This window comes from Flagellimonas pacifica, from assembly GCF_900215465.1.
GTDB classification, from domain to species: domain Bacteria; phylum Bacteroidota; class Bacteroidia; order Flavobacteriales; family Flavobacteriaceae; genus Flagellimonas; species Flagellimonas pacifica.
Window position 1 is genome coordinate 1 of the sequence record NZ_OBEH01000009.1, and the last position, 20,668, is coordinate 20,668.

The following is a 20,668-nucleotide window of genomic DNA, read 5'->3' on the forward strand; positions in this document are numbered from 1 at the left end:
TTCTCTTTTACGCTGTCTATACAATATGTCAAATGAACTTCTCAATCTTACAAAGTGAGAAAAAAACCAGGTCAAACAACCCTCGCAATCCCCCCCCTTCAACACCCAGCCTCATCAGCTAAGCGGGTGCAAATATAGAACCCTTTTTTTCTTTTGACCAAACTATTCCCAAACTTTTTTTAAAGAATTTCAACCCCACTCTATAAACCCCTTTAAAACAGGGTGTTTCATAAAGGTTTGCTCCTAAAAAAACTTTAATTTATTCAAGTGGTAATTAAATATTGACTTATCCGAATAGCTAATTCCTTAGACATCAACTTTAGTTTGACTATTTAAGAAGGCTTTGTAGTTTACTTACATAAGCTTGGGCATAATGCCACATTCCCAAATCAGTTGGATGAACCCCATCTACAGTATCATCCATTTTTAAACCAATTTCTTCCTTTTTCATGTAATGAAGGTTTTCAACCCCTTGTCTTTTTAATTGAACATAAACTTGGTACTGAAGTTTATTCACTTTTTGAAAACGGTCTTTTTGCGAACCACTAACATATTCATCAGAATACCCGGCATGCTCTACTAGAAGTATAGGTATACTTCCTTTTTTAGACCTTAATCGATTTACCGCTTTCAAAACACGCTCCTTAAAAGCTCCCTCATTTTCAATACCAAGATTTTCCCATGTAACCTGTGTAAGGTTTGGCATACAGTCCAAGATGTATACTTTAGCATCTATCTCAGCAATAAGATCTATCATGGGCAGCTCCAAACGACCTGAACCACTGAAGCCAAGGTTTATCAAAGGTAAATCCAATGCCCTGCCCAATTGAGCGGTCCATGCCATCCCAGGCCTGGAAGCACAAGCACCTTGCGTTATGGATGTTCCGTACACTACAATAGGCTTTTTCTCTCGAACTGGCAAAAAATCAAAATCGGATTTTGATTCCACCCCTACTTCAAGATGTGTTATCTGATTATATAAAGGAAGATATAATCTGTACTCCCTAAATGTTTTTGTAGCTCCCAAATTCTTATAATCATATATTATAGTATCTGAAAACTTCCTTTCAGCAGCACACCATATTTCTTTTCCATGCTCATCAAAAGTATAAAGATCAACACCACTAACACCTGTAGCTGGCATATGATTCATGCCAAAACCACCCTTCCTACTTACTGTGTACCTCACAGTAATCTTAGCACTATTTGTATTAAACCTTATCATAAGTCCAGCGGATTGCCTTCCCAAATTGTAAACACCCTTACTAAGTGTATTCGCAACTCGTTCAGGGAGACGGGAATAATACTCCGCAACTCCATTAGGCCAAGCTTGACCTTCAATAACATGCTTACTATCATTTATCGGGCTCCACCATGTTATTCCATCTTTTTCTTGGGAAAAACAATGGGTGCAACTTATACTGAAAAGTATTAGAAGGATTCTGTTCATGATTTTCTTGTCAATTATAAGTTCGCTAAGCTTTTTCTTATCTATCAAAGATATACACTATTTCAGCTTTATAATTTAATTCGATTTCACACTATAATGTTCCTAAAATAAATCAGACCAAACTATATTGTGTGCGTTAAGGCAAGATGTTATCTTTGCCTCCTTATTATCATATAAAAAGGGAATGATTAAAATCACATTACCAGACGGGAGTATCAAGGAGCATCAAAATGGTGTCACTCCAATGGAGGTTGCAAAGGGAATTAGCGAAGGATTGGCGCGGAATGTTATTTCGGCCTCATTTAACGGTGTCACCGTTGAAAGCACGACCCCTTTAACCGAAGACGGCAGTTTGGTATTGTATACTTGGAAAGACAAAGATGGAAAAAAAGCATTCTGGCATTCAACATCGCACATTGTTGCCCAAGCTTTGGAAGAATTATATCCTGGAATAAAATTGACCATAGGCCCGGCTATTGAAAATGGGTTTTATTATGATGTGGATTTTGGAGAACAATCTATTTCTGAAAAAGATTTTCCTGCCATTGAAAAGAAAGTATTGGAAATAGCAAGAGGCAAGCATGATTATAAAATGCGAAGCGTTACCAAAGCTGAAGCTCTTGCGCTCTATAAAGACCAAGGCAATGAATACAAGGTAGAACTTATTGAAAACCTTGAAGATGGTACAATCACTTTTTGTGATCATAGTTCCTTTACCGATTTATGCCGCGGTGGCCATATTCCAAATACTGGAATAGTTAAGGCCGTTAAAATATTAAGTGTTGCGGGTGCTTATTGGCGAGGCGATGAGAACAACAAGCAGTTAACCCGTGTTTATGGAATTTCTTTTCCAAAACAGAAAGAGCTTACCGAATATCTTGAACTTTTGGAGGAGGCCAAAAAAAGGGATCACAGAAAACTTGGAAAGGAATTGGAATTGTTCACTTTTTCAAAAAAGGTGGGGCAAGGTTTGCCATTGTGGCTTCCCAAAGGTGCCGCACTTCGTGAACGCTTGGAACAATTTCTAAAAAAGGCTCAGAAAAAAGCGGGCTATGAAATGGTGGTGACACCCCATATAGGTCAAAAAGAGCTTTATGTTACCTCTGGTCATTATGCAAAATATGGCGAGGATAGTTTTCAACCCATACATACTCCAAAGGATGATGAGGAATTTTTGTTGAAGCCCATGAACTGCCCTCACCATTGTGAAATATATAATAGTAGTCCATTTAGTTATAAAGATCTTCCAAAACGATATGCTGAATTTGGTACTGTATATAGGTATGAACAAAGTGGGGAACTACACGGACTTACAAGAGTTAGAGGCTTCACCCAGGACGATGCACATATTTTTTGTACACCAAACCAGTTGAATGATGAATTCAAAAAGGTCATCGACCTATCATTATATGTATTGGGTTCATTGGGTTTTGAAAATTTTACAGCGCAAGTTTCCGTTCGTGATATGGAAAAGCCAGAAAAATATATTGGCGATGCCGATAATTGGGAAAAAGCGGAGCAGGCCATCATCAATGCTGCGGAAGAAAAAGGACTCAATTTTGAAATTGAAAGTGGCGAAGCTGCTTTTTACGGACCAAAATTGGATTTCATGGTAAAAGATGCCCTTGGCAGACAATGGCAATTGGGCACTATTCAGGTAGATTATAATTTACCTGAACGCTTTGATCTTACCTATAAAGGAAGTGACAATGACCTTCACAGACCCATTATGATACATCGTGCACCTTTTGGTAGCATGGAACGTTTTGTGGCCTTACTACTGGAGCACACAGGCGGAAACTTCCCGTTGTGGCTGATTCCGACCCAAGCTATTGTACTGCCCGTCAGCGAGAAACATGAAAAATATGCTGAAAAAGTTTTGAATTCGTTGGAAAATCACGAAATTCGCGCGCTCATTGATGACAGGAATGAGACGGTAGGGAAGAAAATCCGTGAAGCTGAGCTTAAAAAAATCCCATTCATGCTCATTGTTGGTGAGCAAGAAGAAGAAGCCCAAACCATTTCCGTAAGACGACATGGGGGTGAAGATTTTGGAAGCATCAGCATAAGTAAGTTTTCTGACTTGGTATCTACTGAAATAAATAGTACCTTAAAGTCGTTCTAAAAATTTAGTTTAATTAAAAAGTATACGTCATAGCAATACGAAGAAGATTTAGGCCCCAACCTAGGAGGGAAAATAAAAACCCTCACAAAATCAATGAAAATATTACAGCCCCTGAGGTAAGACTTGTTGGGGACAATGTAGAAATAGGAGTGTACCCCATTGCCAAGGCAATGGCGAAGTCCAAGGAATTGGAATTGGATTTGGTGGAAATTTCACCAAAAGCAAATCCACCGGTCTGTAAAATTATAGACTACAAGAAGTTCCTTTACGAACAGAAAAAACGTGACAAGGCCATGAAGGCCAAGGCCACTAAAGTAATTGTAAAGGAAATTCGTTTTGGTCCGCAAACTGATGACCATGATTATGAATTTAAGAAGCGGCATGCTGAAAAATTCTTAAAAGATGGTGCAAAATTAAAAGCCTACGTCTTTTTTAAAGGACGTTCCATCGTTTATAAAGACCAAGGTGAAATATTGTTATTAAAATTGGCGCAGGAATTGGAAGAATTGGGAAAGGTGGAACAAATGCCAAAATTAGAGGGCAAACGAATGACTATGTTCATTGCTCCAAAAACAAAAAAATAATTAAAGCGGGATGCTGAATGTATTTCAGCGGTAATATATAAAGAGGAGAAAATGCCTAAAATGAAAACAAAATCCAGTGCTAAAAAGCGTTTTAAGCTTACCGGTTCTGGTAAAATCAAAAGAAAGCACGCTTTCAAGAGTCATATTTTGACCAAGAAATCTAAAAAGCGTAAGCTTAAGTTGACGCACTCTACCCTAGTACATGAGTCTGACGTCAACAGTATTAAAGAGCAATTACGTTTAAAATAATTGTTCAACAACGGTACATTAATTATTAACCATGGAGTCAGGCTTTTAAAAGTGTCAAAAATTGACCGCCTGCTACAAAAAAATGAAACATTATGCCAAGATCAGTAAATTCAGTTGCTTCTAGAGCCCGTAGAAAAAAGGTGATGAAGCAAGCCAAAGGTTACTTTGGAAGACGTAAAAACGTCTGGACAGTAGCCAAAAATGCGGTTGAAAAAGCAATGCTTTATGCATACCGTGATAGAAGAAACAAAAAACGTAATTTCCGAGCACTTTGGATTACCCGTATCAATGCAGGAGCCAGAATCCACGGAATGTCTTACTCTCAATTCATGGGCAAGGTAAAATCCAACGGTATAGAGCTTAACAGAAAAGTTTTGGCCGATTTGGCAATGAACCATCCGGATGCTTTCAAAGCAATAGTTGAAAGAGTAAAATAAGATTCAATATAAACTTACCCCGCTTATTAAAATCCCGCTCAGTTGAGCGGGATTTTTGTATTTTAAGACATATAAATATGTATGAAATGTCTAAACGCCTTTTAATCTTTTCGCTTGTTAGTTTTATAACGGCAATTTCCCTTGGTCAAGATAATGGCGTTTCTTTCCTAGCCTTGGGCGATAGCTATACGGTAGGTACAGGAGAATCCAAAATAAACAGTTGGCCACTACAACTTGTTTACCTATCAAGAAAAAAAAACTTTCCAATACAATTCCCAAAAATTATTGCCAAAGCCGGTTGGACCACCACTAATTTACTGGAAGCCATTGAGGCTGAACAACCGAAACCCAATTATGACCTGGTAACCCTTCTTATTGGTGTAAACAATCAATATCAAGGAAAGGACATTCAAATATTTAAAAAAGAATTTCTAATACTTTTAAATAAGAGTATTGACTTAGCAAAAGGCAATCCAAAAAATGTATTTGTACTTTCTATTCCCGATTGGAGCGTAACTCCGTTTGCCCGTTTTAAGAATAAAAAGAAAATTGTTAAAGAATTGGGGGCATATAACGCTATAATTAAAAAAGAATCCAAAAAGCACGAAGTACCGTTTATTGAAATAACCCAAATATCAAGAAATGCTGCTGTAAATACTTCATTAATCACATCCGACGGCCTTCATCCATCTAAAAAAATGTATAAACTATGGGCAAAAAAAGTTGGGAAAAAATTATTCAAATAATCTGCAGTTTAAAATCAGTTGCCAAAAGCCGTGAGCACCAATTTTCTTCCAGACGCATAGTTCCGATGTTCACAAAGATAAATTCCTTGCCAGATTCCTAGATTCAACTTCCCTTTGGTTATAGGAACTTGAACCGAGCTTCCTAACAAAGAAGTCTTTATATGTGCCGGCATATCATCCGCCCCTTCATAGGTATGAATGTAATAAGGGGCGTTCTCAGGAACCATCTGATTGAAGTGACTCTCAAAATCAACACGAACGGTTGGGTCAGCATTTTCATTTATAGTCAAACCTGCTGAAGTATGCTTTATAAATACCTGTAGCATTCCAACATCTATTTTTCGTATCTCCGGAAAGGCATCAACAACAATTTCCGTTATCAAATGAAATCCTCTAGTATATTGCTTGAGTGTTATTTCTGACTGGTAATATTTCATAATTGGTGAAAATAATATAAACTTTACATCATTCCCCAATCAACCCATACCTTTGCAACTTTAAAAATTGACTATGGACTTTTCAAAAATAAAAATGGTTGTTTCAGATATGGATGGAACCTTATTAAATTCCAACCATGAGGTAAGCAATCGATTCTTTGAAATTTTTGAGGCACTCAGGGATAAAAACATACAGTTTGTTGCCGCAAGTGGGAGACAATATCACAGTATGGCAGACAAACTAGAGCCTATTAAAAATGATGTCATATTTGTAGCTGAAAATGGAGCTTACATTAAACAGAAGGAACAAGTATTGCTAACCACACCTATAGCCAAAAAAAGTATAACCTCCATTCTTTCTTCAATCAGCCGTGTTCCTCATGCCCACCCAGTCCTTTGCAGCAAGGACAATGCGTATGTGAATGGCAACTCTAATGCGTTTTTAGAAATGTTGCGGGAATATTACACAGAATTTAAAATTGTAGATAACCAAACAGAGGTAGAAGATGAAGTCTTAAAAGTTGCCATATATCATTTTGAAAGTTCCGAAGAACACATCTATCCAGCCGTAAAACATTTGGAAAACTCCTTAAAGGTTAAAGTATCAGGTTCAAATTGGGTGGATGTATCCCATAAAAATGCGCATAAAGGATATGCCTTGGAAAAATTAATGCAAGCACATAACATTACTTCAGATGAAATAATGGTTTTTGGCGATTATAACAATGACTTGGAAATGTTACAACTATCCAATTATAGTTATGCCATGGCCAACGCCCACCCTAATGTAAAAGAAGTGGCAAAGTTTGAAACTCTGAGCAATGATGATTTTGGAGTGGAACGTATTCTGGAAAAGGTATTATGAACGAAATAAATTTTCTTGTTAAAAAATTCAGCCTGGCTCCTCACCCAGAGGGAGGTTATTTTAAAGAAACCTATCGAAGTACCGATAAAATCAAACAGCAGGCTTTATCAGAAAATTATAATGGAGACAGAAACCATTCCACGTGCATTTATTATTTGTTGACTTCTGATACGTTTTCTGCTTTTCATAAAATAAACCAAGATGAAGTCTGGCACTTTTACAGTGGCTCTCCTTTAAAATTACATGTGATTACAGATGCTGGTGAATATTATGAACATATAATAGGAAACAATTTTTCAGAAGGTGAAATTCCTCAATTTGTGGTTCCGGGTGGTTATTGGTTCGCAGCTAAGACCACAAACCCTTATAGCTATTCATTTGTTGGATGCACTGTGTCTCCAGGGTTTGATTTTGAGGATTTTGTGCTACCAAAAAGAAAAGAACTGGTTACCAAATTCCCTGAACATGAAGAAATTATTACCCAACTAACCCGAATTTAAGTTTTCTGCTTCTTTTTTCGGGCAGCTGGAAACAATACATTGTTTAGAATCAATCGATAACCCGGAGAAGTGGGATGCAACTCCAACTCAGTTTTTGGATCTCCTACCCTGTGCTGGTAATCTTCAGGGTCGTGCCCGCCATAAAAAGTAAAAAAACCCTTTCCTTTTATTCCGTGAATGTATCGAGCTTCACTGTTCAATTTATTCTCACCAAGAACCATAACTGTGGGCTTTACCTCTGTTCTAGTAAAAGCAGTTGTCTGCCCCATAAAACCTTTCACCAAGGCTGTATGGTTTTGGGTCAACATTGTGGGTACGGGATCCCATTTGGCCGAGAATTCCATTAAGGAGAAATAATCAGATTCTTTGAGCACATTCCTCCTTTTATTGGTCATGTCAATGGACGAAAACTCATACCGCAGTGGATTACGCTCCAAAATAAAATTGGTAAATGCAAACGTTCTGCTAAAATCCAGTTTATTTTGATAATTCGCATCCGATGGGTCTCCGTCAAACATGGGTTCACAAATATCCACCCCTTCAGAAGCCAAGGCTATATCAAAACTATCTGTAGCTGAGCACATCGCAAACATAAAACCACCACCAATAACATAATTCCTTATTTTTAAGGCCACTGCCCTCTTTTCATCAGAAACTTTGCTAAACCCAAGTTTTTCAGCTAATGCTTCAGCTTCGGCTTTTGCCTCTATATACCAAGGTGCCGCTCTATAGGCTCCATAAAACTTACCATACTGCCCAGTGAAATCTTCATGATGCAAGTGCAACCAATCATAAAGTGCCAATTTATCGTCCAGAACCTCTTCATCATAAATGGTTACATACGGAATTTCAGCGTAGGTCAACACCATGGTCACTGCATCGTCCCAAGGCTGGTTTCCCTTTGGGGAATACACTGCTATCTTAGGTGCTTTTTCTAATATTACAGCTTCTTGATTTTGGGAAGGACTACTAATTTCGTCTAAAATAGATGCCGCTTGGGCATCTGAAAGTACCTCAAAGGAAACTCCCCTGATTTGGCATTCCTTTTGGATGGATTCACCATCAGGTAATAAAAATGAACCACCTCTATAATTCAACAACCATTGTACTTTTTGCTGTTTGTTCAATACCCAATAGGTAATACCGTAAGCTTTTAAATGGTTTTCCTGACTTTCTGCATCCATGGGAATCAGGATAACGGAGGCTGTTGATTTTAAAAAAAAGAAAAGAAAAAAGAAAAGAAAAAGACCTCTCGACTGCGCTCGAGGTGACTCAGGTACTATTTTTTTAGAAGGGTACGTCATTATCTGGGTCATCGTCACTGTTCATTGCGCTACCAAAAGCTTCATCTGTACTCGGAAGATTTGGTGTTGCAAAGGGGTTCTCTTCATCCGCATTCATCTTAGATTGGAATTCGAATGGGGAATCAAAGTCATCCAAGTTATCAAATTTACCTAATGCACCCACAAACTTTAACCTAATATTCTCTAATCCACCATTACGGTGTTTTGCAACAATAAATTCCGCCTGACCTTGTGTTGGGGTACGTTCTTCGTCATCCCACTCGTCAATCTTGTAGTATTCAGGGCGATAAATAAATGAAACAATATCCGCATCTTGCTCAATAGCTCCAGATTCCCTTAAATCTGAAAGGATAGGGCGCTTACTACCTCCCCTTGTTTCTACTGCCCTAGACAACTGGGAAAGTGCAATTACGGGAACACTAAGTTCTTTGGCCAGTGCTTTTAAGTTTCTAGATATTGTAGAAATTTCCTGCTCACGGTTACCTCCTTTTTGACTACCCCCTGCCGTCATCAACTGCAAATAATCAATAACTATGAGTTTTATGCCATGTTGGGATGCCAATCTTCTTGCTTTTGCACGTAGGTCAAAAATTGACAATGAAGGAGTATCATCAATGAACAAGGGAGCTTTTTCCAAAGCTTTTACCTTTACATTGAGCTGCTCCCACTCATGCTTTTCCAATCTACCCGTTCTCAGTTTTTCTGAAGACAATCCCGTTTCGGATGAAATCAAACGGGTAATCAACTGTACCGAAGACATCTCCAAAGAGAAGAATGCCACTGGAATCTCAGAATTTACGGCAATATTTCTTGCCATAGAAAGCGTTAATGCGGTTTTACCCATACCCGGTCTTGCCGCCACAATAATCAAATCACTGGGTTGCCAACCCGATGTCAGTTTATCCAATTTATCAAACCCAGAAGGGATTCCGCTCATACCTTCCTTATTGGAAATCTCTTCAATCTTCTTTTTGGCCTGAATGACTAAATCCAATGCAGTTTCTGCAGAACGTTTTAAATTTCCTTGGGTTACTTCGTACAATTTTGCTTCTGCATTGTCCAAAAGGTCAAAAACATCCTTGGAATCACTATAGGCATCTTCAATAATTTCACTGGAAATCTTGATCAAACTTCTTTGAATGAACTTTTGAAGAATAATTCGGGCATGAAACTCAATATGGGCAGAAGATGCTACCTTTTGCGTCAATTTAATGAGGTAAAAGTCCCCACCTACCGCTTCCAGCTTTCCATCTTTCTTTAATTGGGCAGAAACGGTTAATAAATCAACAGGTTCAGATGATTCGAACAATTTGAAAATCGCTTCATAAATAAACCTATGGGCATCTTTATAGAAAGCATCTGGATGTAGGATATCTATTACTTCATCTACACCCTTCTTGTCAATCATCATTGCACCAAGCACAACTTCCTCTAAATCAACAGCTTGAGGAGGTATTTTACCTCTCTCTAGATTAATAAGGGTAGACTTGTCAACTTTGTGACCAACAATTGGGCTTGGCTTGTCCATAAATGCGAATGTAGGTAATTAACCTTTAGTTAACTTTAAACTTACATCTTTCGATGTTCACAGGTCATCAACAAAATTAATGTTGAAAACTAAAAATAGTTGTTAATAACCCAAAAATGTTTGAAGAAAAAATCTAATAAAAAAAGAGGGGGCTAGAAAAACCGTTATTATCCGTTGAAGACTCCCATTTCGGCATATTTTTCCATTCTAGTTTTTACCAATTCTTTTGGTGATAACTTTTTAAGCTCTTCAAAATGGTTGGAAATTTTATTCTTAACGGTTTCGAAAGTTTTTTCCCTATTGGTATGCGCACCTCCCAATGGCTCACGGACAATTTCATCAACAAGTTTTTGCTTCTTCATGTCGGTAGCAGTAAGTTTTAACGCATCTGCCGCTTGTTCTTTATACTCCCAACTTCTCCAAAGGATAGATGAGCATGATTCCGGAGAAATGACAGAGTACCAAGTATTCTCTAACATCAACACCTTATCTCCTACTCCAATACCCAAAGCTCCACCAGAGGCTCCCTCACCTATAATCACTACAATAATAGGGACTTTTAGTCGGGTCATTTCCAGAATGTTACGTGCAATAGCCTCACCTTGGCCTCTCTCCTCAGCTTCAATACCGGGATAGGCACCAGGTGTGTCTATAAAACAAACTACTGGGATTCCAAACTTCTCTGCGGATTTCATCAGGCGCAATGCTTTCCGATACCCCTCTGGGTTGGCCATACCAAAGTTTCTATATTGACGGGTCTTAGTGTTATATCCCTTTTGTTGGCCAACAAACATATAGCTTTGATCGCCAATTTTACCTAAACCACCGATCATGGCCTTATCGTCCTTAACATTTCTATCTCCATGAAGTTCCAAGAAAGTATCTCCGCAAATGGCATTTATATAATCCATGGTATATGGCCTATTGGGATGCCTTGATAGCTGTACACGTTGCCATGCGGTCAAATTCTTGTAGATATCCTTTCGGGTCTCTCCTAACTTCTTTTCAATCTGCTGGCAAGTTTCGCTAACGTCAACATCACTTTCTTCGCCAATGACCATGCATTTTTGAAGCTGGTCTTCAAGTTCTTTTATGGGAAGTTCAAAATCGAGGTATTCCATGTAAAGTTTATTTCAGAAATATGGTGGGGACAAATATAAAACTTTAAAGATGACTCCTAAAAACTTGACAAGCTATTTAATGGATAAGATTGCCCTTCAATTTTGATCATCGTTTGGCTTTCATCAACAAATAAACTGCAAAAACACCAAAAATAAGGTTGGGAAGCAATACTGCCAACAGCGGCGAAAAACCAGATTGTTCTGCCAAGGTCCCAAATACCTTATCAAAAAAAATGTAGATAAAAGCCACCCCAATACCGAAGGCCAGGTTTAATCCCATCCCCCCCCTACGTTTAACAGATGAAACGGCAACAGCTATAATTGTAAGCACAAAAGCAGCAATGGGCAAGGCCCATCTTTTATATTTCACCAATACATATGCATTGATATTAGAGGCACCCTTACTTTTTTGATCTTCTATAAACTCATTGAGTTCAAACAAATTTTTAGTTTCCGCAACGTATGATATTGGTGTAAGGTCTTCTATTTTAAAAGTAAACAAGGTATCTAACCGCCTTTTAGTATGTATTTGCTCAACATTATTTTCTAGATTTCTTTTTACATAATTCGTCAACCTATAGATGCTATCCTTCTCTATCCATCTAATACTTGATGCAGAAATCTTGTAATCCAGTTTTTTATCTTCTCCAAAATGTTCGTAGGTAAAATTTGTACCATTCTTTCTATTGGGATCAAAACTACTTACATAGATATAATCGTTCTCATTTAATTGATTGAAGATATTATTGGTAACCTGTACTTTCCTCCCCTTTTTGAAGTATTTGTAATCAAACTCATTATATCCAATACTTGCATTGGGCACAATGAACATCCCCATCATAAAAATAAGGATGGCTACCAAAGTTGCCCCAATAAGATAGGGCCGTAAAAACCGCCAATAAGATACACCTGAACTTAGTATGGCAACAATTTCAGTATTACTGGCCAGTTTTGAGGTAAAAAATATAATGGATAGGAATAAAAAAATGGGAAGCAAGAGATTGCCAATAACCAATGTAAAGTTGCCATAAAATACTATTACTTCACTTAAAGGAGCCTCATTATCAATAATTTTACCCACTTTTTCCGCTAAATTGGCCATGATTCCTATGGGTACAAAGAGCATTAGCATCCCCAAGAAGGTAACCAAATAGCGTTTTAGGATATATTTATCAAGTATCGTAAGCATTACAATCTTTTGTCCATTTGTTGTACCATTTTGGTCTTCCATTCCTGAAAATCCCCTGCTAAAATACGTTCTCTTGCAGTACGCACCAACCATAGATAAAAACCGAGGTTGTGAATAGTGGCAATTTGTTTGCCCAAATATTCATTTGCTGCAAATAGGTGCCTCAAATAGGCTTTTGAATATTCGGTGTCCACAAAGGTGATTCCCATCTCGTCAATTGGTGAAAAATCATCTTCCCATTTTTTATTTTTGATGTTGATAGTGCCATGTGAAGTGAACAACATTCCATTACGCGCATTTCGGGTAGGCATTACGCAGTCGAACATATCAACTCCCAACGCAATATTTTCCAATATATTAATAGGTGTACCAACACCCATCAGATATCTTGGTTTCTCTTCAGGGAGAATATCGCAGACAATTTCTGCCATTTCATACATCTCCTCAGCTGGTTCTCCCACAGAAAGTCCACCTATAGCATTTCCTTCAGCACCTACTGATGCAATATATTCAGCTGATTGTTTCCGTAAATCTTTATAAGTGGAACCCTGTACAATGGGGAAAAAACTTTGCGAATACCCATATTTAAATGGGAGCTTGTCCAAATGGGCCATACATCTATCCAGCCATCTATGTGTCATGTGCATGGATCTTTTGGCATAGTTGTAATCACAAGGGTAAGGTGTACATTCATCAAAGGCCATAATAATGTCAGCACCTATGGTCCGTTGGATTTCCATCACATTTTCAGGTGTAAAAAAATGACGAGATCCATCAATATGAGATTTAAAATTTACACCTTCCTCCTTTATCTTTCTGTTGTTTGATAGTGAATAAACTTGGTATCCACCACTGTCTGTCAGGATATTTCTATCCCAACCCATAAATTTATGAAGACCTCCAGCATGTTCTAAAATACCCGTTCCAGGACGTAGATATAAATGATAGGTATTTCCTAAAATAACATCGGGGTTTATTTCATCTTTTAGTTCCCGTTGGTGTACTCCTTTTACCGATGCCACCGTACCTACTGGCATAAAGATTGGAGTCTCAATTTTACCATGGTCGGTCATCAACTCACCAGCCCTTGCCTTGCTCTTATCGTCTTTTTGTAAAAGGGTAAATTTCAATACTTGCTTTTAAGACCGCAAATATAGCCAACTCATTTCCACAAAGCCTTAACAAAAAAATAAAGTTTATTGGTAGGACACATTTCGTAAAATAATCCATTAGTGCTTGTATAGCAGCATGATTGCCGTTACTTTTGCCCCCATAAATTAAATACGATGCCAAACAATAATGAATTACAGGATTTAGTGACCCAGGTAAGAAGGGACATTTTAAGAATGGTACACAAAGTAAATTCAGGACACCCAGGAGGATCATTGGGTTGTGCCGAATTCTTTGTAGCACTGTATAACGAAATCATGGAGCTAAAAGATGGTTTTGATATGGATGGACATGGAGAAGATCTTTTCTTCCTTTCCAACGGTCATATCTCTCCTGTTTATTATAGTGTTTTGGCTAGAAGAGGGTATTTTCCTGTTGATGAACTAAGCACCTTTAGGTTAATAGACTCACGTCTTCAGGGCCACCCTACAACCCATGAAGGTTTACCTGGAATCCGTATTGCCTCTGGTTCCTTAGGGCAGGGAATGTCCGTTGCTATTGGAGCCGCTTTGGCTAAAAAATTAAATGGCGATAATCATTTGGTCTATAGTTTACATGGGGATGGAGAATTGCAAGAAGGCCAAAACTGGGAAGCCATTATGTACGCTGCTGGCAATAAAGTAGATAACCTCATTGCAACCATAGATAGAAACGGTCAGCAAATAGATGGTAGCACAGAAGATGTTCTGCCACTTGGTGATGTTTCCGAAAAATTTAGGGTCTTTGGATGGGACGTTATGGAGATTGAAAATGGAAATGACCTTGGACAAGTAATTAAAGGATTACAAGAAGCGAAAAGAAGAACTGGAAAAGGTAAACCTGTTTGTGTAGTAATGACCACTGAAATGGGTAATGGTGTAGATTTTATGATGCATACCCACGCTTGGCATGGTAAGGCTCCAAGTGATGAACAATTGGCAACCGCCTTAGCACAAAACCCAGAAACTTTAGGTGATTATTAATTTTTAAGAAAAAGACATGACAAAGTATATAGATCAAGGAAAACAGGACACTAGAAGTGGTTTTGGAGCAGGAATGACAGAATTGGGAAGAACAAACCCCAATGTTGTTTCACTTTGTGCCGATTTGGTCGGGTCACTTAAAATTCAAACGTTCATTGATGAAAACCCAGAGCGTTTTTTTCAAGTTGGTATAGCCGAAGCAAATATGATGGGTATTGCAGCTGGATTGACTGTTGGAGGTAAAATTCCCTTTACAGGCACCTTTGCGAATTTCTCTACGGGAAGGGTATATGACCAAATCCGCCAATCAATAGCTTATTCTGGTAAAAACGTAAAAATTTGTGCTTCGCATGCAGGTATTACTTTAGGAGAAGATGGTGCAACCCATCAAATTTTGGAAGACATCGGACTTATGAAGATGTTACCGGGTATGACAGTCATCAATCCATGTGATTTTAACCAAACCAAAGCTGCAACTATTGCCATTGCAGAACATGAAGGTCCAGTATATCTTCGGTTCGGAAGGCCAAAAGTGGCTAATTTCACTCCTGTTGATCAAAAATTTGAGATTGGAAAGGCATTAATGCTCAGTGAGGGAACCGATGTAACCATCATAGCCACTGGACATTTAGTATGGCAATCCTTAATCGCAGCTGAAAACTTGGAAAAACAAGGCATCTCTGCAGAAGTCATTAACATTCACACCATTAAACCGTTGGATGATGAAGCTATTTTGGCTTCTGTAAAGAAAACAGGGTGCGTTGTAACCGCAGAAGAACACAATTATTTGGGGGGCTTGGGTGAAAGTGTTTCTCGAGTACTCACCTCCAATTATCCAGTGCCGCAAGAGTTTGTGGCAACACAGGATACTTTTGGGGAAAGTGGAACTCCTGATCAGCTTATGGACAAGTATGGCTTGAACAATAAAGCCATTGAGGCTTCCGTTTTAAAAGTGTTGAAACGAAAATAGTTTTCGGTATCATCTTTGATATTCTTCAATCTATTAAAACGAAACACTTATGAAAAAAACACTTCTAGTAGCAGTGTTGTCCCTTATGGGTACAGCTGCATTTGCTCAAAGCGGAACAGGATTTGGTATTAAGGCTGGACTCAGCTACAACAAAAACGGAGATCTTATTCAAACGATAAGCAACTCTGCCCAAAATGCAGTTGAAGGAGCCGAAGGAAAAGCCGGGTATCATTTTGGCTTTTGGGGAAAATTGGATTTTCCTAAAATGTATATAAGACCCGAATTGGTTTATACCAAAACCAAAAGTTCTTATGATGTGGGTAGCAGTTCCAATGATTACGATTTGTCAAAATTAGACCTTCCAGTATTGATTGGCGTTAAAATTGTTGGCCCACTCCATGTTTTTGCCGGTCCAGCATTTCAATATATTCTTAATAATGATCTTGGAGATATAGAAGTTCAAGATGTGGAAAACGATTTTTCTGTTGGATTAAATACCGGAGTTGGTGTTAATCTGGGAAAAGTTGGATTGGATGTTCGCTATGAACGTGGTTTTTCTAAAAATGAAGCTCGAATCATCAGCAATAATGTTACAAACATTGAAGGTCGGGTTGATTCAAGACCATCACAAGTTATTTTTGCACTGTCTTTGAAATTGTAAAAAAGATTTCTGTAATAAAAAAGGCCACTTATAAGTGGCCTTTTTTATTATATATCAATTGACATCTGAATCCAGATAATCTGGTGTTCCATCATTATTGGAATCTGGGTAAGGAGGTCCAATAATATTGCCATTGTCGTCAGATATTTCATTTTTAGTAGACACCCCATCCCCATCATCATCAGCGTCTAGAAAATCGGCAAACCTTAAGGTAAATCCACCGTCAATTTCAGATTGCAAATCTGTATTATCATCGTACAGATAACCATTACCGTTAACATCTTCATCAATAGAAGGTATACCATCATTATCATGATCTGTTCTGTTCAAAGTAAACAAGTCTATATTGAACATCAGTGGATCATACTGTGGAATCTGTCCCTGCGCTCTATTGAAATTCGCTAGCCCAGAAGGGAAAATAATAAGTCCAACGCCATATTCATCAACGGTTACGGTTCCATCTCCATTATCTATTATAGCGTTTCCTTTCTTAAAATTGGGAATACCTTCAGCAAACCCTCTAAAACCCTGTGCAAGGTTTTGCAACTGGGCCAAATCAAACCAAACCGGGTTGTTCAAAGAAGCATCAAATGAAGTTCCGTTCAAAAGTTTGCCTTCATATCTTACATATACCGAATCGGCTACCGTAGGGAAACATTCGTCGCAGTTCCCTGCGCTCCGTATATCATCCAATTCGTCCAACGTAGGTCTGGCAGAAAGATAATATAGAGTATGTGGCACATCAGTTTCTTCCTCTGTCAATGCAGGATGTTCTGAAGACGAAACTTTAACTACCGAACTCCTTACAAAATCGGATAATGGCTTTTTATCAGCATTTTCACCAGCTATGGTGTCAATGGTAATCCTAAAGTCAAAACCAGCAGGTGGAGCCTCAAATTCTTCGTAGTTGTAAAAGTGGGTGTCTAAAAATTCCTTTATCTCTTCATCGTTTTCAGGAGCCACTTCTGCCAATAATCTTGGAGGCACCACTTCAATTGAAGGTCCTCCATCATCATTGTTACATGAAGAAAGTAATACCATTGAAAACAAACAAACAAAAAAACTGTACTTCATCAAGTATATTATTTAGCTGCGCAAGATACAATTTTCCGCTATTTTTGCTTATTCCATTAACAAAGATTTGCGGGTTCCATGCGAATAGACAAGTACCTTTGGTGTATTAGATACTATAAAACGAGAAACGTTGCTGCCAATGCCGTTAAAAAAGGCCAAGTAAAGGTCAATGGTAGTACTGTAAAGCCCTCTAGGGAAGTCTACCCAATGGACAAGGTAGTAATCAGAAAAAACCAAGTTGATTATCAACTCACAGTACTGGATATTCCTGAAAGCCGTGTAGGAGCCAAGTTGGTGGATATCTACAGAAAAGACACAACCCCAAAAGAAGCTTTTGAACATAGCGACCTGTTAAATTTAGCAAAGGATCACTACAGAAAAAAAGGATTAGGACGTCCCACTAAAAAGGATAGAAGAGATATTGATGGATATTTAGATGAATCCGAATAACAGGTTTCTTTATCTTTGAATTATATATACTTGATTTATGGAGAACCGTATTCTAACTCACGACCAAGTACAACATATTGCCAAACGTATTGCGTATCAAATCTATGAGGCAAATGTTAATGAGAAAGAAATTATTGTTGCAGGGATTGATGGGAGCGGTTCGCTTTTTGCCAAAAAGATAGCAACTGTACTAAAAAAGATAACAGAAGCCGATATTGTATTGTGCACAATGAAAATGGACAAGAAAAATCCTTTGCAAAGCGGAGTTAGTATTTCACTTGATGAAGAGGCCTACAAAAACAAATCTATAGTACTTGTAGATGATGTCCTTAATTCTGGCACCACTTTAATTTATGGTGCCCATCATTTTTTAAGAACTCCAATAAAACAATTGAAAACGGCGGTTCTAGTAAATAGAAATCACAAAAAATATCCGATTAAAGCAGATTATAAGGGTATTTCCCTTTCCACTTCATTAAACGAGCATATTAGGGTGGAGTTTCAAACTAAGAATGATGCGGTTTATTTAGAGTAATAAATCCTCAATTTCTGCTACAACTTCTTCCAATTCCTTTTTATCACAGCTGATGATATGCTTAGCAAGCTCATAGTATTGCCTTCTTTCAAAAATGTGTTTACCAATAAACTCGGGCAATTCATGATCTTCAAGATCTTTCACCAAAGGGCGCTGATCCTTTTCTTTCGAAATTCTTTCCACTAGAGCAGAAACAGATAGTTGTAAGTATATGGAATGATTTGAATTCTTTAGTATAGTATCCATATTGTTACTATAGCATGGTGTGCCTCCACCTGTGGAAAGAAGAACCGATTCGTTTTCATTCAAAACCTTTTGTAACATCTTATGCTCAAGTTTCCTAAAAAAAATTTCTCCATTTTCAGAAAAAATAGCACGAATAGTTTTTTTTTGATGTTCTTCAATATATGAGTCCAAATCAATAAACTTGGCTCCTAATTGCTTGGCTAACAACCTCCCAACAGACGACTTACCACTTGCCATATAGCCCACTAAAACTACTTTCATTAATTGGATTTAAAAGTGATTTCAAAAAAACACAAATTTATCATTAAATCATCTTGCAAAATAGATTATTGATATTATATTTGCACCCGCTTAGCGCAACATTCTGTTGTTCTAAATTGAAAGACCTGATAGCTCAGTTGGTAGAGCATCTCCCTTTTAAGGAGAGGGTCCTGGGTTCGAGCCCCAGTCAGGTCACTTTAAAAGGTAGTAATTATTCAAAAAGTCTGTAGTTAACTACAGACTTTTTTTATTGCTTCAATTGAATGACATATACTGATGCACAAGTACTTTTATCATATCATATGGTATTTGAAAAAGTTCAAAAGCATCAGATTAACTCTATTGTTCTAAACCAGATTCCCATCTTTTTCCGCTAATACCAGCTATTTTTTATCAGTATTATATATGGAAAACTCCCTGATAAAAGGTTTTGCGATACTTTTAGTTACCACTAACCTTAAAGAAAACACTTCGGTTTTATCAAATTTGGCAATATATTTATGTCCAATACAGCTTCCTTTTGCAAGTACTTTCCAACCACTCTTTGTTCTTCCTTCCACTTGGAACTCCCTTACCCTTTCTCCCTGAGTAATATCTTCCATAAGTACCACATGGTCAATTTTTTGTTTTTTCTTGATTTTTAGGCTTAAATGCTTTCCTGAACCCGAAGTGATTGCCAAGGGATTTGAAAATAGGTATTTGATTTCATCTCCAAATTCCTTTAGTCTATTCATATCTGGATCTGGAACTAATCCGGTAGGATTAATTACCACGCCTAAAAGAAGGTTGCTATTATGCCCAACTGAATTATAATACATGTCCAATAATTGATTTGTGGAAGAAATGCCATGTTCTTGATTTGGACTCCAAAACCAATTGTGCACTCCATTTTGCACTCTTAAAGGGACATCCACCATTGCGGGGGACCAGATTTTTCCATTAGGGTCTCCCTTTCCCAATATGGGTTTCCAGTTTTCTGCATTGTGAGAGACATTATCTCCCTTGGGCATAGTGGACCAACATGGATAATCTGCATAACCAGCTTCATTGCCAACCCATCTATGGTCACTTCGCTTGGAAGAATTATAGAATACCGAATTGGGTTGGTACTTATCAAAAATGGGAAGAACATCAGGGCCTCCTTCGTGTGGTAGTTTTACACCGGCATCGTACCAAATTTGCATTAAGTCACCATACCTTGAGCAAATCTCTTCTGTCATCTTTTCTGCCAAACGATTGAAAATTTCTTGCTTTTTGGAACCTTTTCCACTACCCCAATCAACAAAATGCCCCCAAAGTCCTTGATAAAAATTTCTATGTGTGCTAATGTATATCCCGGGCTTTATGCCAAATTTTCGACAGGAGGCCACAAAATCGCCGACAATATCTCCTTTTCCATCTCGCCAAGGAGACTGCTTTAGTCCATATGGATATAAATCGCTTTGCCATTGTAAAAATCCATTGAAATGTGTAGCTGTAAAAATGGCGTATGTAGCGCCCGCTGCCTTTGCTGCCTTTATCCATTGATCAGTATCCAATTTTTCTGGATTGTACAATTTGGGGTCAAAAACCTTTTTGGATGTATTGTTTGGAGAAAAATCTCCAGCTGGAATGGCAATGTCAAAATGAAACAGTACACCTATTTCACTGTCCTGCCAAGCTACTTGGCCGGGGGTTGGAATTGGTATGTCTTTCTGTGCCAAAATCAAGTTTGATAATAGGATGAGGCAACTCCATAGCAATAATGCCTTTTTATGGTTAAGCTTTGTGTTATTTTCTTTATTCATTTTGATTACTAAAATTA

At 37.9% G+C, this 20,668-nt stretch carries 21 protein-coding genes, 1 tRNA gene and 1 pseudogene; 13 read left to right on the forward strand and 10 right to left on the reverse strand.

Annotation, left to right across the window (positions count from 1 at the left end; translation table 11 throughout):
• Window positions 1-328 precede the first annotated feature (328 nt).
• Window positions 329-1,450 (reverse strand): SGNH/GDSL hydrolase family protein, encoded by a 1,122-nt coding sequence (locus tag CRO15_RS19035; RefSeq protein WP_133067296.1) that lies wholly within the window; start codon window positions 1,448-1,450, stop codon window positions 329-331.
• A gap of 184 nt (window positions 1,451-1,634) precedes the next feature.
• Here CRO15_RS19035 and thrS point away from each other — a divergent pair, with 184 nt between their 5' ends.
• The 5 genes from thrS to CRO15_RS19060 all read left to right on the forward strand — a co-directional run bounded on the left by thrS (window position 1,635) and on the right by CRO15_RS19060 (window position 5,591).
• Window positions 1,635-3,575, forward strand: coding sequence for a threonine--tRNA ligase (gene thrS / locus CRO15_RS19040; RefSeq protein WP_097047450.1), 1,941 nt, complete (start codon window positions 1,635-1,637; stop codon window positions 3,573-3,575).
• A 35-nt stretch (window positions 3,576-3,610) separates the two neighbouring features.
• Complete coding sequence (infC, locus tag CRO15_RS19045; RefSeq protein WP_280950998.1) at window positions 3,611-4,159, forward strand: translation initiation factor IF-3; 549 nt, start codon at window positions 3,611-3,613, stop codon at window positions 4,157-4,159.
• A gap of 51 nt (window positions 4,160-4,210) precedes the next feature.
• Window positions 4,211-4,408: a 50S ribosomal protein L35 gene (gene rpmI, locus CRO15_RS19050; RefSeq protein WP_073181711.1), complete on the forward strand. Its 198-nt coding sequence runs from the start codon at window positions 4,211-4,213 to the stop codon at window positions 4,406-4,408.
• 92 nt (window positions 4,409-4,500) lie between these two features.
• Complete coding sequence (gene rplT / locus CRO15_RS19055) at window positions 4,501-4,845, forward strand: 50S ribosomal protein L20 (protein ID WP_097047452.1); 345 nt, start codon at window positions 4,501-4,503, stop codon at window positions 4,843-4,845.
• A gap of 86 nt (window positions 4,846-4,931) precedes the next feature.
• On the forward strand, window positions 4,932-5,591 hold the full coding sequence (locus CRO15_RS19060; protein ID WP_165770006.1) for an SGNH/GDSL hydrolase family protein: 660 nt from the start codon (window positions 4,932-4,934) through the stop codon (window positions 5,589-5,591).
• Window positions 5,592-5,605: 14 nt separating this feature from the next.
• Here the strand turns inward: CRO15_RS19060 and CRO15_RS19065 are convergent, their stop codons facing one another.
• On the reverse strand, window positions 5,606-6,028 hold the full coding sequence (locus CRO15_RS19065; protein WP_097047534.1) for a secondary thiamine-phosphate synthase enzyme YjbQ: 423 nt from the start codon (window positions 6,026-6,028) through the stop codon (window positions 5,606-5,608).
• A gap of 73 nt (window positions 6,029-6,101) precedes the next feature.
• Here CRO15_RS19065 and CRO15_RS19070 point away from each other — a divergent pair, with 73 nt between their 5' ends.
• On the forward strand, window positions 6,102-6,893 hold the full coding sequence (locus tag CRO15_RS19070; protein ID WP_097047454.1) for an HAD family hydrolase: 792 nt from the start codon (window positions 6,102-6,104) through the stop codon (window positions 6,891-6,893).
• Window positions 6,890-7,393 carry a cupin domain-containing protein gene (locus tag CRO15_RS19075; RefSeq protein WP_097047455.1) on the forward strand — a complete coding sequence of 168 codons (504 nt, stop codon included), beginning with the start codon at window positions 6,890-6,892 and terminating at the stop codon, window positions 7,391-7,393. The genes CRO15_RS19070 and CRO15_RS19075 overlap by 4 nt, the downstream gene beginning before the upstream one ends.
• Here the strand turns inward: CRO15_RS19075 and CRO15_RS19080 are convergent.
• The 5 genes from CRO15_RS19080 to tgt form a co-directional block, all read right to left on the reverse strand.
• On the reverse strand, window positions 7,390-8,709 hold the full coding sequence (locus tag CRO15_RS19080; RefSeq protein WP_243397027.1) for an asparagine synthetase B: 1,320 nt from the start codon (window positions 8,707-8,709) through the stop codon (window positions 7,390-7,392). The two genes, CRO15_RS19075 and CRO15_RS19080, sit on opposite strands and share 4 nt — an antisense overlap.
• A complete protein-coding gene (gene dnaB, locus CRO15_RS19085; RefSeq protein ID WP_097047456.1) occupies window positions 8,681-10,225 on the reverse strand; it encodes a replicative DNA helicase in 1,545 nt (514 codons plus the stop codon). Before dnaB ends, CRO15_RS19080 begins: the two co-directional genes overlap by 29 nt.
• Window positions 10,226-10,392: 167 nt before the next feature.
• Entirely contained in the window at window positions 10,393-11,346 is a 954-nt protein-coding gene (locus CRO15_RS19090) for an acetyl-CoA carboxylase carboxyltransferase subunit alpha (RefSeq protein WP_097047457.1), read from the reverse strand.
• Between the two features lie 106 nt (window positions 11,347-11,452).
• On the reverse strand, window positions 11,453-12,535 hold the full coding sequence (locus CRO15_RS19095; protein ID WP_097047536.1) for an LptF/LptG family permease: 1,083 nt from the start codon (window positions 12,533-12,535) through the stop codon (window positions 11,453-11,455).
• On the reverse strand, window positions 12,535-13,665 hold the full coding sequence (gene tgt / locus CRO15_RS19100; RefSeq protein ID WP_097047458.1) for a tRNA guanosine(34) transglycosylase Tgt: 1,131 nt from the start codon (window positions 13,663-13,665) through the stop codon (window positions 12,535-12,537). Before tgt ends, CRO15_RS19095 begins: the two co-directional genes overlap by 1 nt.
• A 153-nt stretch (window positions 13,666-13,818) precedes the next feature.
• On the opposite strand from tgt, the pseudogene CRO15_RS19105 reads away from it, so the two are divergent.
• The 3 genes and pseudogenes from CRO15_RS19105 to CRO15_RS19115 all read left to right on the forward strand — a co-directional run.
• Window positions 13,819-14,667 (forward strand): annotated as a pseudogene (locus CRO15_RS19105) (transketolase); the annotation flags it as partial.
• A gap of 16 nt (window positions 14,668-14,683) precedes the next feature.
• Window positions 14,684-15,637 carry a transketolase family protein gene (locus CRO15_RS19110; protein WP_097047460.1) on the forward strand — a complete coding sequence of 318 codons (954 nt, stop codon included), beginning with the start codon at window positions 14,684-14,686 and terminating at the stop codon, window positions 15,635-15,637.
• Between the two features lie 49 nt (window positions 15,638-15,686).
• The gene (locus CRO15_RS19115; RefSeq protein ID WP_097047461.1) at window positions 15,687-16,298 is read left to right on the forward strand and encodes an outer membrane beta-barrel protein; all 612 of its coding nucleotides are present in this window, start codon (window positions 15,687-15,689) and stop codon (window positions 16,296-16,298) included.
• Window positions 16,299-16,352: 54 nt separating this feature from the next.
• On the opposite strand, the gene CRO15_RS19120 is transcribed toward CRO15_RS19115, so the two are convergent.
• Window positions 16,353-17,372, reverse strand: coding sequence for an FKBP-type peptidyl-prolyl cis-trans isomerase (locus CRO15_RS19120; RefSeq protein WP_116458929.1), 1,020 nt, complete (start codon window positions 17,370-17,372; stop codon window positions 16,353-16,355).
• 78 nt (window positions 17,373-17,450) lie between these two features.
• On the opposite strand from CRO15_RS19120, the gene CRO15_RS19125 reads away from it, so the two are divergent.
• Both CRO15_RS19125 and CRO15_RS19130 read left to right on the forward strand, forming a co-directional pair.
• Window positions 17,451-17,822: an RNA-binding S4 domain-containing protein gene (locus CRO15_RS19125; protein WP_097047463.1), complete on the forward strand. Its 372-nt coding sequence runs from the start codon at window positions 17,451-17,453 to the stop codon at window positions 17,820-17,822.
• A 37-nt stretch (window positions 17,823-17,859) separates the two neighbouring features.
• On the forward strand, window positions 17,860-18,357 hold the full coding sequence (locus CRO15_RS19130) for a phosphoribosyltransferase family protein (protein ID WP_097047464.1): 498 nt from the start codon (window positions 17,860-17,862) through the stop codon (window positions 18,355-18,357).
• Here the strand turns inward: CRO15_RS19130 and CRO15_RS19135 are convergent.
• Window positions 18,349-18,864, reverse strand: a complete 516-nt coding sequence (locus CRO15_RS19135) for a shikimate kinase (RefSeq protein WP_097047465.1) — start codon at window positions 18,862-18,864, stop codon at window positions 18,349-18,351. The genes CRO15_RS19130 and CRO15_RS19135 overlap by 9 nt on opposite strands.
• A gap of 122 nt (window positions 18,865-18,986) precedes the next feature.
• Between CRO15_RS19135 and CRO15_RS19140 the strand changes: the two genes are divergently transcribed.
• Window positions 18,987-19,059 (forward strand) — tRNA-Lys (locus CRO15_RS19140).
• Window positions 19,060-19,247: 188 nt separating this feature from the next.
• On the opposite strand, the gene CRO15_RS19145 is transcribed toward CRO15_RS19140, so the two are convergent.
• Window positions 19,248-20,651, reverse strand: coding sequence for an alpha-L-fucosidase (locus CRO15_RS19145; RefSeq protein WP_097047466.1), 1,404 nt, complete (start codon window positions 20,649-20,651; stop codon window positions 19,248-19,250).
• Window positions 20,652-20,668: the final 17 nt, after the last annotated feature.